17 protein-coding genes and 1 pseudogene are annotated in these 17,153 nt (G+C 52.4%); 16 read left to right on the forward strand and 2 right to left on the reverse strand.

Features of this window, described 5'->3' with window-relative positions:
- Positions 1–56: 56 nt before the first annotated feature.
- Positions 57–308, reverse strand: a complete 252-nt coding sequence (locus AC6I8R_RS15700; RefSeq protein WP_497832560.1) for an ogr/Delta-like zinc finger family protein — start codon at positions 306–308, stop codon at positions 57–59.
- Complete coding sequence (sid, locus tag AC6I8R_RS15705; RefSeq protein WP_497832561.1) at positions 305–1,021, reverse strand: capsid size-determining scaffold Sid; 717 nt, start codon at positions 1,019–1,021, stop codon at positions 305–307. Before sid ends, AC6I8R_RS15700 begins: the two co-directional genes overlap by 4 nt.
- Before the next feature lie 510 nt (positions 1,022–1,531).
- Between sid and AC6I8R_RS15710 the strand changes: the two genes are divergently transcribed.
- The 16 genes and pseudogenes from AC6I8R_RS15710 (at position 1,532) to AC6I8R_RS15785 (ending at position 17,137) form a co-directional block, all read left to right on the forward strand.
- Entirely contained in the window at positions 1,532–1,789 is a 258-nt protein-coding gene (locus AC6I8R_RS15710; protein WP_085286551.1) for a helix-turn-helix transcriptional regulator, read from the forward strand.
- Complete coding sequence (locus AC6I8R_RS15715) at positions 1,786–2,034, forward strand: hypothetical protein (protein WP_497832562.1); 249 nt, start codon at positions 1,786–1,788, stop codon at positions 2,032–2,034. Before AC6I8R_RS15710 ends, AC6I8R_RS15715 begins: the two co-directional genes overlap by 4 nt.
- 13 nt (positions 2,035–2,047) lie before the next feature.
- On the forward strand, positions 2,048–2,572 hold the full coding sequence (locus AC6I8R_RS15720) for a host cell division inhibitor Icd-like protein (protein ID WP_193525375.1): 525 nt from the start codon (positions 2,048–2,050) through the stop codon (positions 2,570–2,572).
- The gene (locus AC6I8R_RS15725; protein ID WP_497832563.1) at positions 2,569–2,835 is read left to right on the forward strand and encodes a hypothetical protein; all 267 of its coding nucleotides are present in this window, start codon (positions 2,569–2,571) and stop codon (positions 2,833–2,835) included. Before AC6I8R_RS15720 ends, AC6I8R_RS15725 begins: the two co-directional genes overlap by 4 nt.
- Positions 2,822–3,163: a DUF5375 family protein gene (locus tag AC6I8R_RS15730; RefSeq protein WP_497832564.1), complete on the forward strand. Its 342-nt coding sequence runs from the start codon at positions 2,822–2,824 to the stop codon at positions 3,161–3,163. The genes AC6I8R_RS15725 and AC6I8R_RS15730 overlap by 14 nt, the downstream gene beginning before the upstream one ends.
- A 14-nt stretch (positions 3,164–3,177) precedes the next feature.
- Positions 3,178–5,493, forward strand: a complete 2,316-nt coding sequence (locus AC6I8R_RS15735) for a primase-helicase zinc-binding domain-containing protein (RefSeq protein ID WP_497832565.1) — start codon at positions 3,178–3,180, stop codon at positions 5,491–5,493.
- A 119-nt stretch (positions 5,494–5,612) separates the two neighbouring features.
- Positions 5,613–6,308 (forward strand): hypothetical protein, encoded by a 696-nt coding sequence (locus AC6I8R_RS15740; RefSeq protein WP_497832566.1) that lies wholly within the window; start codon positions 5,613–5,615, stop codon positions 6,306–6,308.
- A 685-nt stretch (positions 6,309–6,993) separates the two neighbouring features.
- Positions 6,994–7,203: pseudogene (locus AC6I8R_RS15745) on the forward strand (YegP family protein); the annotation flags it as partial.
- A 442-nt stretch (positions 7,204–7,645) separates the two neighbouring features.
- Positions 7,646–9,079: a UbiA family prenyltransferase gene (locus AC6I8R_RS15750; RefSeq protein WP_497832567.1), complete on the forward strand. Its 1,434-nt coding sequence runs from the start codon at positions 7,646–7,648 to the stop codon at positions 9,077–9,079.
- Positions 9,073–10,365 carry an FAD-binding oxidoreductase gene (locus tag AC6I8R_RS15755; protein WP_497832568.1) on the forward strand — a complete coding sequence of 431 codons (1,293 nt, stop codon included), beginning with the start codon at positions 9,073–9,075 and terminating at the stop codon, positions 10,363–10,365. Before AC6I8R_RS15750 ends, AC6I8R_RS15755 begins: the two co-directional genes overlap by 7 nt.
- On the forward strand, positions 10,366–11,118 hold the full coding sequence (locus AC6I8R_RS15760) for an SDR family NAD(P)-dependent oxidoreductase (protein ID WP_021184405.1): 753 nt from the start codon (positions 10,366–10,368) through the stop codon (positions 11,116–11,118).
- Positions 11,118–13,496: a hypothetical protein gene (locus tag AC6I8R_RS15765; protein ID WP_497832569.1), complete on the forward strand. Its 2,379-nt coding sequence runs from the start codon at positions 11,118–11,120 to the stop codon at positions 13,494–13,496. Before AC6I8R_RS15760 ends, AC6I8R_RS15765 begins: the two co-directional genes overlap by 1 nt.
- A 3-nt stretch (positions 13,497–13,499) precedes the next feature.
- Positions 13,500–14,438 carry an NAD-dependent epimerase/dehydratase family protein gene (locus tag AC6I8R_RS15770; RefSeq protein ID WP_021184407.1) on the forward strand — a complete coding sequence of 313 codons (939 nt, stop codon included), beginning with the start codon at positions 13,500–13,502 and terminating at the stop codon, positions 14,436–14,438.
- A 1-nt stretch (position 14,439) separates the two neighbouring features.
- The gene (locus tag AC6I8R_RS15775; RefSeq protein WP_497832570.1) at positions 14,440–15,750 is read left to right on the forward strand and encodes an NAD(P)/FAD-dependent oxidoreductase; all 1,311 of its coding nucleotides are present in this window, start codon (positions 14,440–14,442) and stop codon (positions 15,748–15,750) included.
- Entirely contained in the window at positions 15,747–16,136 is a 390-nt protein-coding gene (locus AC6I8R_RS15780; RefSeq protein ID WP_036626490.1) for a GtrA family protein, read from the forward strand. The genes AC6I8R_RS15775 and AC6I8R_RS15780 overlap by 4 nt, the downstream gene beginning before the upstream one ends.
- Positions 16,133–17,137, forward strand: coding sequence for a lysylphosphatidylglycerol synthase transmembrane domain-containing protein (locus AC6I8R_RS15785; RefSeq protein ID WP_497832571.1), 1,005 nt, complete (start codon positions 16,133–16,135; stop codon positions 17,135–17,137). The genes AC6I8R_RS15780 and AC6I8R_RS15785 overlap by 4 nt, the downstream gene beginning before the upstream one ends.
- Positions 17,138–17,153: the final 16 nt, after the last annotated feature.

Below are 17,153 nucleotides of genomic sequence, written 5' to 3' on the forward strand. Positions count from 1 at the left end.
AAGAAAGGCAAAGCGTAGACACAAAAAAGCCGCTGGTCGGCAGCGGCTGTTCGGGATTAATGAACCTGGCGGAATGCAGAACCGTAACGGCCCAGCGTCTGGCGCTCTCTTACCGGTTCCGGTGGCGCTGCCGGTTCTTTTTCCGGCTGTGGCGGTGCGGTGATGACCTTTGTGATGCTCTCGTTCGTCTTGAAAGTGCAGGAGCAATCCAGGTTAGTGCACTGGTGATAGCGCTCTTTCACCTGCTCGGACATATAGCGGCTCGATTTGGTGTGTGCCGCGCTTTTGCAGTAGGGACAGTGCATCATTTCTGGCTACCCTCCTGAAGTTTTACACGCTGTGCCCGGATTGATTCCCCCAGCTTCTGGCGGCGCAGGGGGCGCGTATAAAGCTCCATATCAACCCCCGTCAGCGCCGGGCGGTGCAGGCCGATATTCTCCAGCAGCGGCGCCTCTTTCAGTACGCTGTCCGACAGGGCCGCAGCCGCCCGCGTCAGGGCTTCACCGACCAGATAAGCCACATCCTTAATCCGGTCCCGGTCATCACCGGCAAACGTCGGGGACAGTTCTTCACGACGGAGACGCAGCTTAATGGCCCACAGCAGTGACGGACTCACGTTACGCAGGGCTGACTGCCAGTGCGAATCCGCAAACCCGGTAAACGCTTCGCGGTGCGATTCAACATACTCTTTGCCACTGCCGCAGCATTTCAGCATCGCCTCCTGCTTATCCAGCGCCAGCTCTTTCAGCAGCCCGCCAAACTCATCGGCCAGTTCCCGGCTGGCGATGCGCTGGGAATGTTCGGCGCGCAGCTCATCCGTGAGGTTGCCGCGCAGGTTACGGAAGCGCGTGCGCCAGTTGCTCTCGGCCTCTTTCCCGGCTTCGATGGCCGCCTGCTGCTCTTTCTCACAGCGGGTGATATCAGCACAGATGCCGTTATAGCGCTTCATTCTTTCCGTATGTTCAGCGCGGGCTTTCTCAAAGCGCACCAGTGAGGCAGGTTTCTGTTCCGGGGTGGTCATGGTGGTCTCTCATCGTCTGTAAAGGATGAGGCCATTCTGTCGTGTACCACAGGACAGCGCATTTCATTGCTTTCCGCCTGTCGATGAGCAGACAAAGGCAGAACCGGTGCGGGATACCCCCTTAACAGATTTTATTTCTTATATAACTGTTCACTGGTCTTCACTGAGATAAAAAAGATAATAAATACAGTAAGTAAAGCAGTGAACACTTTGATTTAACGTCTTCACTGAGTATTCACCGGTGTTCACGCCTTCTCATACATCAGCTTTTTTCTGGCGAGCCTTTTTTATTGTTTTTAGCTATTAATAATTAAATTTCAATCCGTTAAAACTCCCAAATACCTATATATACCTACAGAGGATAACAGGGGAGAACAGAACGCATTTCCGTTCATTTATCAGCCAACAGGGGCTTGTTTACAAAGGCAAAAATATTCTCACAATAGCGGGTTACCTGAAGACACCACCGTAACCGGACAGCACCGGCCGGACCCATAATGAGGTAACACCATGCACGCAGTTTCATCCGTACCGGCCCCCGCCATCCCCGTAACCCGTGATGCCGTTTTCCCGCGCGACCGCTTCATGCGCCTGCCGGAAGTCATCAGCACCTGCGGCCTGTCACGCTCGACCATTTACGACTTAATCAGCCGGGAGCAGTTCCCCTCGCAGATTTCCCTCGGCGGTAAAAACGTCGCCTGGCTGGCGTCAGAGATTGACGGCTGGATGCAGGCCCGCATCGCACAGCGCGCCGGAGGTGCAGCATGATTACGCTGAATTTCGGAACGAAAACTTACCCCCTCACCCGCGAAGAAGCAGCCTTTGTGGCGGAAAGTCTGACGGCAGCCTTCAGCGGCAAACCCGCCATTGCACCGGCTTTTACCAGCGGGATGCACGGCCATATTTCCGTGCTGAGTCAGAAAGCGAAGCCTGCAAAGCGAAGCGCAAAGAAAGAGAACGGTGAATTCCGATCAAATCCGCCGCAATCCGATCACGTCCTGACCGATTGCTGAGGAAAACGCCCCGATGTGTGAAAAAAGGCTTTTCTCTGGCGAGCGGCCGTTATACAGTTTTCGCGCTGCCGCAAAATCGGCAGCCGGGCGTGAGAACCCGAGCTTCTTCAAGGCGACACCAGACGCGCCATGCGTCTTTTTTTGTGTCTATGCCCTCGTGCACCTGTCTTTTGCGTTGCGGTTCTTATGCCGCAGTCGCATCCGAGTAATGGTGATCCGGGCGGGGCAGCCCTCGGGCTGGCCGGTTTCCTTGAAGGCCGGTTTCTCACCCCCGTTCGGGTCACCACCAGAGCGTGAGAACTCCGGTGGTGGCGTTAACCGCTACTTCAAGGAGATTGTCCTCATGACAACGGCCCTTACTGTCACTCACCCTGAATTCACCTTTATTTTTGCCGCCGTGCGCCGCACCGATGCCGCCGCACGTCCCTGTATGCTGCGCACCGTGGCAGGCGATGAGCGCAGCGCCCGCGCCAGCCTCGCCCGCGATTACGTCCTGTCCTTTGCCGGTCGTCTGCCGGTTAAGGCGGTGGCCGCATGAACACGCTTTCCCGGCAACTGAATAACCATGACACCTACCCCATTCCCCACGCTGACTACCTGCGCCTGCTGCACGCGCACACGGTCGGCGTGACCGTGCTCGATATGTTCGACTCGGTGAACTGCCTGAGCGCGCGCGGCTGCATGCCGGACGGCGCAGCGCTGGCCTCGGTCGTCGCCCTGCTCACCGACCAGCTCGGTAAAGTCGTTGAAACCTGTGAATCCCGCATGTTAGCCACGGAGGCCCGCCATGATGACCGTTAATCACTCCTGCCTGCCCGTTGAGGTACGCACCGCCGTTTACCGCCGCGCGCTGGCGCAGGGCTACCTGAATGCCTGCAAAAGCCTCGGCGTCACCGTATCCGCCACGCTCGATGAGTTGCAGATGACCATCGCCCTTGAGCTGGAAGGCTTCTATGTGCGCCGTCACGGGCCCGATGCGGGCATGGAGATGGCCTGCACCATGCTGGGCGATATGGTCGAGCCTGACCTGCTGACCGCGCCGCCGCGCCTGACGCAGCTCGGCGTCACCATGATGGATGAGCTGTTCCGCAGCCAGCTTGCGGCCGCCAGCCGCACGACGCTGCACTGAGGGAGGACGCGCACATGAAACATATTGTCTCTGACACCGTAAAGGCGGCCACCGGACTCTGGCCGCAGTTGCTGCCCGCCCTCGGCATCAGCGTGCACGCCGGGGGGCGGCACGGAGCCTGCCCGGTCTGTGGCGGCAAAGACCGCTTCCGCTTTGACAATCAGGACGGGCGCGGAACGTGGCTCTGTAACCAGTGCGGGGCCGGTGACGGCCTTAACCTGGTGGAAAAGGCGCTTGACGTCACTGCTAAAGAGGCCGCCGTGAAGGTGGCCGGGATGCTCGGCACGCTGCCGGTGTCTGCCCCGGCTGTGACGGATGACGCCACAGACAGAGCACGCGCGCAGGCAGACGCCGCCGCACGGGCGCAGGCGCTTATCGCCGCCGCCGTCAGCCGCACGGACAACGCCTACCTTTCAGCCAAAGGGCTGCACGGCACGCAGGCGCTGACGCTTTCTGGTGCGCTGCGCTGTGGTGGCATCCGCTTTGCCGCCGGAGATTTGCTGATACCACTGACCGGCGAAGACGGCACGGCCGTTAACGTGCAGCTTATCAGCGCCGCAGGCGACAAGCGCACACTGCCCGGCGGGCAGGTGAAAGGCACGTACTGGCTGGCAGGCGAGCCGGACGGTAAAACGCTGTGGCTCACTGAGGGCTACGCCACCGGCCTGACCGTGCACCGGCTGACCGGGCAGGCGGTATATGTGGCGCTGAGCGCCAACAACCTGCCCGCGCTGGCGAAGCGGCTGCGTGAGTCACATCCTGATGCGATGATGCTGATTGCCGCCGACCGTGACGACAACGGCACCGGCCAGCTAAAGGCAGAGGAAGCAGCAAAAGCCTGTGGCGGGAAAGCCGCCCTGCCGCCGGTGGCGGGTGACTGGAATGATGTATGGCAGGCGCAGGGGGATATCGCCACGCAGGCGCAGCTTACCGCCTTCACGCAGCCGCAGCCACTCAGCCCGTTTGAATCCGTCAGCGAGGCCGACCTGAAGGCCATGAGCGCCAGCCAGAAGGCGGAGCTGCTGGTCGCCCACTACGGGCAGGCGCTGGCCGTGCCGCCGGTCGGGGAGGAAATCTGCCGCTATGAAAACGGCGCATGGCAGGTGATGGAGGCGAAGACGCTGCGCCGGGAAATTGCCGCGCTGTTTCAGAAGGTGCGCGCGCCGTTCTCGGCCGCCGGTATTGGCAGCGTGCTCGATACGCTCAAGCTGATGGTGCCGCAGATGGGGGAACCATCCCGCCGCCTGATTGGCTTCCGTAACGGCGTGTTTGATACCGCCACCGGCACGTTCAGCCCGCACCGCCGCGAGCACTGGCTACGCACGGTAAACAGCGTGGACTACACCGCGCCGCGTCCGGGTGAAAACCTCGCAGACCACGCCCCGGCATTCTGGCGCTGGTTAACGCGGGCCGCCGGACACAATCACGACAAGCAGGATCGCATCCTCGCGGCGTTATTTATGGTGCTGGCAAACCGCTATGACTGGCAGATGTTTCTCGAGGTCACCGGCCCCGGTGGCAGCGGTAAAAGCGTGATGGCCTCGATAGCTACTCTGCTGGCCGGAAAAGACAACACCACGTCTGCCACCATTGACACGCTGGAATCCTCACGCGAGCGCGCCAGCGTGGTGGGCTTCTCGCTGATTATCCTGCCTGACCAGGAGAAATGGAGCGGCGACGGTGCGGGCATCAAGGCGATTACCGGCGGTGATGCGGTGGCAATCGACCCGAAATACCGTGACGCCTACTCGGCGCACATCCCGGCGGTGATTCTGGCGGTGAACAACAACCCGATGCGCTTCAGCGATCGCAGCGGCGGCGTATCACGTCGCCGGGTGATCCTGACGTTCCCGGAAGTGATACCGGCAAAAGAGCGTGACCCGCAGTTGCTGGACAAAATCAGCACCGAACTGGCCGTTATCGTGCGTCACCTGATGCAGCGCTTCAGTCAGCCGGAGGAAGCCCGCGCGCTGCTACAGGCGCAGCAGACGTCCGGCGAGGCGCTGGAGATTAAACGCCAGGCTGACCCGCTGGTCGATTTCTGCGCCTACCTGATGCCGATAAGCACCGCGACCGGCCTGTTTATGGGTAATGCCAATATCCGCCCGCTGAACCCGAAGCGCTACCTCTATCATGCCTATCTGTCGTTTATGGAATCGCGCGGCCATCAGCACCCGCTCAGCCTGACCGCATTCGGCCAGGCGGTGCCGCAGACGCTGAAGGAGTATGAGCGCATCCTGCTGAAGCGCCGGACGAATAACGGCGTCCAGACTAACCTCACGCTGCATGAGGACAGCGAGGCCGACTGGCTGCCCGCGTGTAGCCAGTAACCCCCGCAGCAAACGAACCGGCTCAGGCCGGTTTTCCATGCCGGTATTATCAGGTACTCTTGCACCATGCATTACTGAGGATGATGCCGTTATCCGGCAGGAAAAGGACACCCGAAGAGATGATCACCAATACTACCCTTATCACTAAAATGCAGGCAGACCAGTTGCTGGCCGTGCGGCTGGAGAAAGCGCTCGGTGGCGTAAAAGACGCGGTGCTGGAGCAGGCAACCCGTATGCAGCAAGGTGCAACGCGGCTTGTGTATTACACCTCTTGTTTCACCGACAACTATCAGGACGTATGCGCGGGCCAGAAAACCGAAGACGTGCGCTTTCTGGAAGCACTAGTTCAATTGGTAAAACATCCTCACGTCATCGAAAAGATGCTGGAGATTTACGTGGATCTGCTGCTGCGCAACAGCCAAGAGCAGAATCGTATCCGACGCATTCAGCAGGCACTCATAAAGAAAGGCGCGAACATCGCCACCTCTTCCCTAACCAGTCAGGCTTTCAGTTCGGCCATCGTTGCCGCCATAGGCTACAGCTTCGGGGCTACCATAGCGATGGATACGAAACTTGCCAAGATTTCAGCAGCATCCGTAACCATTGTCAGCTACTACGGCTATGTTCAGGAAGCGGCTGATGCAGCGCACAGGCTCAGGCAGCAGGTCCCCGTTTTCTACCAGGCACTTTACGCCATCAAGCTGGAAATGCTCTATTTCATCATTGAGCCAATTATCAGCAGAAATGCCCACCTCCATTCCTTCCCGTCGTCAGAAGATGAGATCGCTGACGCCATCATGCGGATAATCAGATGAGTAATTACTTCAGAACCTGGCTGCGACGGCAGCTCCGATTTTTTGCCAGCACCCTCATTCCTGCGGTGCTAATCATTGGTTTCGGAATGCTAGCGGTGACGTTCTGGCCGTCTGTAGCTTGGGGATCAACGGCCATTTTTGCTCTTATTGTTATCGGCCTGACCTTTTGGCTGGTTTAGGATTTGCCAGCCTCTTATGGAACAGCGCTGGCCGTTATACCGTTTCAAACGTTGCCATATGTACAACCAGACAGGTTGGCAGCCAGATAACTTCCCCACGTAAACCGGCCTAGGCCGGTTTTTTAATCATTCGGGGACAAGTGATCACCCCCCTGTGCACACTCGTGAATAGCCGCCTAAAACCGTTCACCATCTAACACAATGAATTTAATGGATAAAATACAAAAGTGAACAGTGTGAACACTTTTTCTATAAATCATTTTATTTGGGTTTAACGTCGGGCATTTGTGAATCAAGTGAAGCCGTTCCGGGGTATGACATTAAATAATTGGTACACGTTTAGGTACACGAAGAAAAGTTGAATTAGATAAAACCAATATATTACATGATGTTGAGAAAAACATTCAGACTCCGCCAGCCCACCAAAATTCTCCGTCAGTGATTACCAGAGTCATCTGACGAAGTCCTGAAAGCCCGCAAAGCGCAAGCTCTGCGGGCTTTTTTGTTTTGTCCCGAAGGCCAGTAATGGTGAGACCATCGCTACCAGTGAAATTTACTCAAGCAAGCTGCACAAAATGGGAAACGATGAACGCATTCCCTTCTCTCTTGAAAAACTGCAACGCTCTGCACTTGTCTGCGGCATCATCATCTACCCGGAAAAAACAACATTACTACGAGAGGCAGAGTTGAAAGGCCACCCCATACATTTCGGGTGATTGATGTTACAGCATCAAATCAGCCTTATGCGGGCGTATATGTTAAATCACAGACTATCCCCTGAGATGCCTCGTTTAATCGCTGTAAGTGGTGATAACAATAAATAGGTACACCCTACAACCCGGTATAAATTTGATTTAAGTCAGCATTATGCGACAATCACATCATCAATTTTATTCAGACCCATCTATCGCTCATGCAATGAAATCCGAAATGCGCACAACCTTATCTCAGCGGTCTTTTGTAGCTTAATTTTTTCGGGGAGACGGTGATGTCTACCTCTAATACCGCTTAATAAACACGTAAAAAAGAGTACCGATTATTGATTTAACTCAGCCATCGAAGCATGCATAAATGATGACGTTCCCCTCCCCATTGTTTTAGAATGAAGAGTTTATAAGGTCACTCGCCTTCTTAAAATTTATCGCTGGGAGAGTTGTTTTGATTGGGAAACCACTTGTAGTGGATTTGGATGGTACGTTAATCCATTCCGACATGCTGCACGAATCTGCATTAAGGGTGTTTAGGGATAGCCCGTTTGAAACGCTCCGCATTCCATTCCTTCTATTAAAGGGCAAGGCTTGTCTAAAACAGCACCTTGCTTCACGAGCTGAATTTACTCCTAAGACTCTCCCATACAACGAAGAGTTACTTGAATGGCTCAAGCAACAGCGTGAAGAGGGCCGATATCTGGTTTTGTGTACGGCATCTGATAAATCGATTGCAGACCGTATTGCGGAACACTTAGGTATTTTCGACGAAGTTATTGCCAGCGATGGGGTGTCGAATATTGCCGGGGAACACAAAGCAGCTGCTTTAGTGCAACGCTTCCAACAACATGGCTATGATTACGCTGGAAATTCCTCGACGGATTTACCGGTATGGTCGCAAGCGCATAAAGCCATCGTTGTTAATGGGTCAAACGACCTGGTGAAAAAGGCCCAGGATATTGCAACGGTTGAACGCGTATTTCCTAAACGAGAAATCGGCTTTTCCGCATGGCGTCGGATGCTACGAATTCACCAATGGCTAAAAAACCTTCTCCTTTTAGTACCATTGTTTGCGGCACATGATGTGAGCAATGGAGAGGCATGGCTTTCTCTGCTGTTGGCATTCATTGCGTTTAGCCTTTGCGCTTCATCAGTGTATATCGCCAACGATTTACTCGATCTTGACAGCGACCGCCTGCATCCCCGAAAACGAAACCGACCGTTTGCGTCAGGCCTGATACCCGCCTGGATAGGCGTATTGCTTGCGCCACTGCTACTAATCATCAGTCTGGCCATAGCCGGGTTAGTAGGGAAACACTTTTTATTCTGGCTGCTGTTCTATTTCGCCCTGACCTGCGCCTACTCATGGCTACTCAAACGACTGATGTTGGTTGATTGCCTCACTCTGGCAATGCTGTATACCTTGCGAATTGTTTCTGGTGCGGCGGCTGTTGGTCACGATCTCTCATTCTGGCTGTTGGCTTTTTCGGTATTTCTATTCCTTTCTCTCGCATTCGTTAAACGTTATGCAGAATTGGAACTTCAACTGCTCAGCGGAAAAGAGAAAATTCATGGCCGTGGATATCATACCGCCGATGCACCTTTGATTCAGACTATGGGGATTGTGGCTGGTTACTCATCTGTTTTGGTACTCGCGCTATATCTGAACAGCGATGCTGTGCTGAAATTGTACGCCGCACCTGAACTGATTTGGGGAGCCGTACCTGTCATGTTGTTTTGGGTAAGCTGGATGTGGATGCAAGCCCATCGAGGCAAAATGCACGATGACCCACTGGTCTTTGCAGTGAAAGATCGTGCCAGTCTCAGCGCGGGTATTATATTTGCCGCTATTTTGGTTGCCGGCACAGTGGGGGTTTCATGGTAACGATAAACTCATGGGGCCGCCTGTCTCGTGAAGAGCACAACGTGGTGGCATTGAGTGACCGTGGTCAGATACAGGCTTCTCTCACCACTCCCGGTCTGGCTCATGGCATGGGACGCAGCTATGGCGATGTATGCCTAAATCCGCAGGGTGAGATCTGGATAACAACCGGACTTGACCACTTTATCGCCTTTGATGAAAGTACAGGGCGTTTGGTATGCGAAGCTGGAGTCTTGCTCCAGGACATTCAGAGGCTGATGATTCCGCGAGGCTGGATTCTGCCCGTTACGCCAGGGACTCAGTTGGTCACCGTTGGCGGAGCCATCGCCAATGATGTACATGGTAAAAACCACCATGTTGTGGGTTCATTCGGGGATCACATTAAAAGTCTGACCCTGATCCGGACCAATGGCGAAACGATCGAATGTGGCCCAGACCAACATCCTGAATGGTTTTCCGCCACGGTGGGTGGCGTTGGTCTGACTGGCGTGATCGCTTCAGCCGAAATACAGCTTCGTCCCGTTGCGGGTCCGTGGGTCGATACCGAGACCATTGCCTTTGACAACCTCGAGGAGTTTTTCCGATTGTCGGATACGTCAGAAGCCCAGTGGGAGCATACCGTTTCGTGGATCGACTGTATCTCAAAAGGCGGCGGCCGCGGTTTGTTCATGCGCGGAAATCCGGCTGATATAAAGGATCGGAAGGCACCAAAGGCTGGCAAACTCACGATGCCCATCGTGCCCCCGGTCTCAATGGTTAACCGCCTGACACTTCGTCCTTTCAACATGACCTACTACCACCTCAAAAAGTGGCAGGCAAAAAGGGAAATCGCTCATTACGAGCCCTTTTTCTATCCCCTCGATAATGTGCTGCACTGGAACCGGATGTACGGTCCCAAAGGTTTCTATCAGTACCAGAGTGTAGTACCACGCGAAGTGGGGCAAGATGCAGTTCAGGCGATGTTGAAAGAGATAGCACGCTCTGGAGATGGTTCCTTCCTCGCAGTACTCAAAACTTTTGGTAACCGACAGCCCCTTGGTATGCTGAGTTTTCCACAGCCGGGGGTCACACTGGCGTTGGATTTCCCAAACCATGGAGATCGCACGCACAAACTGTTCGAGCGACTGGATGCTATCGTGCGTGAAGCGAAAGGCCGTATCTATCTCGCCAAAGATGCACGCATGCCGAAAGAATTGTTCGAAGCGGGCTATCCACGCCTGGCTGAATTTATCCAATACCGAGACCCGGGCATCAGCTCTGGCCTATCACGCCGCCTAATGGGAAGTTGAATGAAGCTTAAGAAAAAAATCGCCATCATTGGTGCTACTTCTGCGATTGCTGAACAATGCGCACGACTGTGGGCGAAAGAGAACCCATCAGAGATTGTTTTGGTCAGCAGGAATCAGGAAAAAGCCGAACGTATTGCTTCAGATCTCAAGGTGCGTACCCCGGATGCAGTAATTACCAACCTTCAGGTGGATTTTCTCGATGCGGGCCAAATTCAAGAGCTGATTCATCACATCTACCAGTCAGGCAATGTTGATGTGGCACTTATTGCGCACGGTTCCCTGCCTGACCAGGAAGCATGTCAGAATGATCTCGTCCTGTGTCGGGAAGCTCTGGATGTCAATGGTATCTCGCCGGTACTGTTTGCCGAGGCGTTTGCCATGCAGATGCAAAAGGCCAATAGTGGAACGCTCGCGATTATCGGTTCAGTTGCGGGTGACAGAGGCAGGAAATCTAACTATACCTACGGTGCCGCAAAAGGGTTGGTTGCAGGCTATGTACAAGGTTTACAACACCGCTTTGCAAATACGAATGTAAAGGTGGTTTTAATTAAACCAGGACCAACCGATACACCAATGACCGCACATCTCAAACAATCCGGTGCCAAACTCGCCCCCGTTGATCGCGTGGCCGCGGAGGTTGTACGTGGCATTGAAAGCGGGCAACGTGTTGTATACACGCCAAAAATTTGGTCAGTAATCATGATGGTTATTCGCAATTTGCCACATTTCGTATTTAAAAGGCTGGATATTTAATGTCAGGATTGAAAGCGAATATGGCTTCAGGAAGGAGCTCTAACTTGAATAATCACAATGCTATAAAAGACACATTGTTTTTATTGGCGCTATTACTGGTATCGATTGCTGTTTTTGTTCCTCTGTCGCCAAGGATGCCGTGGGAAGGTCTCGATCCCTCCTGGTCTTATGGGATGAATGAAGCACTGGCACACGGGATGTCTATTGGCAAAGACATTATTTTCACATTCGGTCCCTATGCTTCAATTTATACACAAAGTTATCATCCAGCCACCGACCATTTGATGGTATGGGGAGCGCTCTACCTCGCTATTGCCTTTGCTGTAGCTGCCTGGCTTAACTTTAAAGTAAGCGGATGGCCGTTAAAAATTGCACTCCTGGCTGTTTTGAGCGCATTAATATATGGCCGTGATGCACTGTTTTTCTTCTATCCCATGCTGGTGGGCATTCAGGTTTATCGTTGGGGAACGGCTTTTGATACCAGAAAGACAGCGGTTCTGGGTGAATATTCGCTTATCATTGCCTTATTTTCACCGTTTGGTTTATTACCGCTGATTAAAGGTTCGACGCTCGTAGCATGTGTAGCAATATCTGTTCTTTCAATTGCTCTGCTGGCAAAGAGAGGACAATGGAAGTTTTCGCTCCTTATCGTTGCAACCTTTTTAGTCTCAACCGGAATTTTCTGGGCATTCTCCGGGCAACCATTAAGCGGGCTGGCTGATTATTTTATCGGCCTGTCACCCATTATTAGTGGTTACACTGAGGCAATGGCAACCAATGGCGATTTGTCTCAGTGCGTCCTTTATGTAGTGGCTACGGCTGTCATGGCTGCACTTCTGCTGTATGGAACACGAGGTACGTTTTACGACAAATCGGTTGTTACGCTTATTTTTCTTTGCATCCTCTTTTTAGCCTTTAAAGCGGGTTTCGTCAGGCATGACGGCCATGCGCTCATTTGTGCTTCTATGATTCTCCTTGGAGGCCTATTGGCTGGGACGCTGATCCCCACCCGTAGCGCATTAGTCGTTTTAGCAGCCTGTCTGATCACATGGATTTACATCGACATTGCCTATATCAAAAAACCCGTCGATAGCGTTAAAAATAATTTCAAAAATACGTTCTCCAATACATGGGATGGGTTAAAACAGCGCATATTGGAACCTCAAGCGCTGGCAAAAGACTTTGAAGAACGTGTCAATCTGCTCAAAAAACGTGGAGCCATTCCAAAGCTTAACGGCACCGTTGATATATATTCATTCGATCAAGCCTATCTGCTCGCATCTGGAAACACATGGAGTCCACGACCCATTCTGCAAAGTTATTCGGTCTACACCCCTAAACTGGCTGAATTAAATAAGATGCATCTTCTCGCAGCGAACAGACCAGATAATATCATCTTCAATGTCCAGCCCATTGATAAGAGATTGCCTTCACTGGAGGATGGTGCGAGTTGGCCTGTTTTGCTGTCCAATTATCAACCAACATCATTTGCAGGTGGCTACCTTTACCTTAAGCATCGAGACACACCAAATCCGACATCCGAACCTTCAGAAAAAATAGGCGGAGGTTTTTATTCATTTGGTGATACGATCAGTTTGCCTGATTCCCGCAAACCTATATTTGCGAAGTTAACTATTCGTAAAAGTTTTGCTGGCACAATCCTGAATACATTATTTAAACCAAGTCAGCTTCAGATGAAACTGACCATGCAAAATGGTGTTACACGCAGCTACAGAATAATCTCAGGCATGACGGAGTCTGGTTTTATTATTTCTCCTCTGATTGAGAATACTGCAGAGTTTGGATTACTTTCCGCCAGTGCAGATTACCTCAAAGATAAGAGAGTTAAATCGATTGAGATTTCCGCCACTGACCTCCCCTTCCTTTGGAAACGGTCATTTAATATCGAATTTTATGCTCTCAACTATCGTTCCTCACCGGATGACATTAATATACTGGGCTTTGCTAAACCCCAGCCGGAAACATTTAAAAATACAACATTCGTTCAGCAATGTACTGGAAGCATCGATTCTGTGAATGCTGTTTCTCCATCGTCTGGTTTAATCAAAACGTCAACTTTATTAAATGTTCAAGGGTGGCTGGTCGCATCCGTGACCCCAGCTAAACTCCCGGATAACGTTTACGTGATGCTGTCTAATGCCGATGGAAAGCGTTACTTGTTTAACGCTCAGCGTAAGTCACGTCCGGACGTTGGTGCATATTTAAAACAACCATCGCTAAATTCATCCGGTTACGAGCTGACAGCAGATGTGTCAAAATTAAATGGGGACTACAAGTTGGGACTTGCATACGCCAGAGACAATGAACTCTTTGTGTGCCCCCAATTCAACGTCCCGGTCAAGATATCTCAGGAGTAAATTTTGTTGCAGAAAAAGATAATACTTTCTGGCGGGGCTGGTCTGGTCGGTCAAAATTTGGTGGCCCGACTCAAGGCAAAAGGCTATTCAAACATTGTTGTTCTCGACAAGCATCGTACTAATCTGGACGTGCTGAAACGAGTTCAACCCGACATCACTGTCGAGTATGCCGATCTCGCCGAACCCGGCCAGTGGCAGCAGCACTTCGTAGGGGCGGATGTCGTGGTGATGTTACAGGCTCAGATTGGCGGTAACGATTATCAGGAGTTCGTGCGAAACAATATTGATTCGACCCGCCTCCAACTGGAAACCATCAAAGCGAACAACGTACCCTACATGGTACAGATCAGCTCCTCGGTCGTGGAATCGGTCGCTGATGATTTCTACACCAACACCAAAAAGGAACAAGAGAAAATGGTGTTGGAATGTGGTATTCCCTGCCCCATTCTCCGCCCCACCTTGATGTTTGGCTGGTTTGATCGCAAACACCTGGGCTGGTTATCACGCTTTATGAAGAAGGTCCCCGTGTTTCCGATCCCTGGGGATGGTCGCTACATGCGACAGCCACTTTATGTCGGAGATTTTGCCAATATCATTATCAGCTGCATCGAGAATGGCATTCGCGATGGCGTGTATAACATCTCAGGCCATGAAAAAATCGACTATATCGACATGATTCGCGAGATTAAACGCGCAATTCGGGCCAAAACGATAATTTTACGCATTCCATATTCTCTTTTTTATGCCTTGCTGTGGGTATGGGGCAAGTTTGATAAAAACCCGCCTTTTACCACCCAACAACTGGCGGCTTTAACGGCGAAAGATGAGTTCGAGGTGATTGATTGGCCCGGTATTTTCGGTGTCCCTTACACCCCTTTCAGTGCGGCTGTGGAAGAAACCTTTAACGATCCGCGCTATAGCGGTGTAGAGCTGGAGTTTTAAGATGGGACAACGCATTGCGGTGTTGGGCGCGGGTCCAATGGGCTTAGCAGTAGCCTACCAGTTAGCGCTTGATGGTCATCAACCCGTGCTTTTTGAAGCAGACGATCGTGTGGGTGGCATGACCGCGACATTTGATTTTAGTGGTCTGGATATTGAACGCTATTACCACTTTCATTGCATCTCTGATCATGCCTTTTTGCAGGTACTTGAAGAATTAGGCATTGCCGATCAGATGAAGTGGACGGAAACCAAGATGGGCTACTGGTATCAGGGACGTTTGCAGCCCTGGGGTAACCCGGTTGCCCTGCTCAAATTCCGTGGTTTAAGCCTGATGGCTAAATTCCGCTATGGCTTACATGCTTTCCTGTCGACCAAACGCGACGACTGGCGTCCACTGGATCATGTGGAGGCAAGTGGCTGGATCAAGCGCTGGGTGGGTGCAGAGGCCTGGGAAGTTTTGTGGCGTCGACTTTTTGACTACAAGTTCTACGACTATGCGCATGGTTTGTCAGCAGCCTGGATTTGGAGCCGCATCCGTCGTATTGGCCGCTCCCGTTACAGTTTGTTCCGTGAGAAGCTGGGTTACCTTGAAGGGGGTTCAGCCACGCTGTTAACCGCACTGAAAAGTGCCATCGAGGCCAATGGTGGCGAAATAAGACTGAAGTCACCTATCGAGAAGGTAGTCATCAACAATGGCAAGGTGGCTGGCGTGCAAGTGGCTGGTCAGCTTGAATCCTTCGATAAGGTGATCAGCACCATTCCGCTGCCTTATGTCTCTAAACTTATGCCAGATTTACCCTCAGATCTGTTGGCTAAATTCAGTGCCACCAAGAACATCGCGGTGGTCTGCGTAATTGCCAAACTCAGAAAAGCAGTAACAGAGAACTTCTGGTTGAACACCAATGACCCGGAGATGGATATCCCAGGCCTGGTGGAGTACACGAACCTGCGTCCACTCGACCAACATGTCGTGTATGTGCCGTTCTATGTGCCGGGCGAGCATCCCCTGTATGCTGAGCCTGATGAGGCTTTCCTGACTAAAGTGCGCAACTATCTCAAGAAGATCAATCCGTCGCTGACTGATGATGATTTTATTGACATGCGTGCCAGCCGTTATCGCTACGCACAGCCGATCTGCGATCCCGGATATCTGGAAAAATTGCCTCCAGTCGCCTTACCCGTGCAGGGACTGTGGGTGGCGGATACCTCTTACTACTACCCGGAAGATCGCGGCATTTCAGAAAGTATCGGATTTGGTCGACAAATGGCGAAGATGGCCACCCCGGAAAACAAGGAGTCTCCTCAGCCATGATCTCGCCACAATTCCTGCGATTTTTAGTCGCTGGAGGAATCGCTGCCGCAGCTAACTTTGGTTCACGATTCGTCTTTAGTATGTTTGTCGGCTACGGCTTCGCGGTTTTTTTTGCTTACCTGGTCGGTATGCTGGTGGCTTTTCTACTGATGCGCGGGCATGTTTTTAATGCGAGTCAGGGCCCGCTCGCACCACAGGTATACAAGTTTGTGGCAGTGAACGTTTTGGCCGTTATTCAGACATTGGCGATCAGTCTGCTTCTGGCTCGCTGGTTGCTGCCATCGGTTGGCATCGTGGATCATGCTGAAGCGATAGGCCATCTGGCCGGTGTGCTGGTACCGGTGGTGACCAGCTACTTTGGCCATAAGCTGTTAACCTTTCGATGAACAAGTTCTTTACTCGACTCCAGGGTGCGCTGCATGAGCGGCGCATCATTCGCGCCATTGTCTGGTTTGTCACTATTGGAGTAATGCTTTATCTGGCGGCTGTTTTCTGGTCCGGGTGGCAGTCGACGGTCGAAGCATTCTCTGCGCTAGGACTTCAGACGTTGGTGATCAGTGCCGTTCTGTCGAGTAGTTCTTATTTATGGCGCTTCGGACGGTGGGAGTATTCTCTTCATTGTCTCGATAATGTCGTCCCCAGATTTACCCATCTCGGCATTTATATGTCCGGGCTTGCCTTGACGGCCACACCAGGGAAATCCGGCGAAACTTTTCGTTCTGCTTTGTTGGTCCCGCACGGCGTGAAGGTTACGCACAGCCTCGCTACGTTCCTTGTTGACCGAGGGTCAGATGTATTGGGGATGATTTTGCTGGGTATGCTGGCCGCCATGATGGCAGGACAGTCGCTGGCTTGGGTATGGCTGTTGGCGTTCGCTGCTATTCTGCTGGGGAGTTGCGTCTTTTCATACGCCCTTTCACACCCTATGGTCAGTACCGGTTGGAACCGACTGGGTCGTGCAGTGACATGGTTGCCAATCAAAGGTGGGCAAGCGACGCTTGAAGCCTGGGCTCAAGTGTGGAAACCCACCAGAGTTTCGGCTTTCTCGGTTGTCGCGATGGTTGCTTATGGCACGCAGGCTCTGGTCTTTGCATGGTTCTGCCAGATCCTGGGAACGGGAATTTCAAGTGCTGACTGCGTGTTAATCTTTGTGCAGGCAACGTTGTTCGGCGCAGCAAGTATGATACCAGCCGGACTTGGCGTCATGGAGGCCGCACTGGTTTTTCAGTTGGTGGCGCATGGTGTCAACGATGGTACGGCGATGTCTCTTGCCATCTCCATTCGTCTGGTGACGCTATGGTTTGGGATGTCATTGGGTGCGCTCTCTTTGTTGCTGTTATCGGGTCGGGACCTGAGCTCAAAACAAAGCCCCACCAGAACACGATGATTCATTTACAGTTTAT

The organism is Pantoea sp. X-Soil-OKNW-713 (assembly GCF_059730685.1).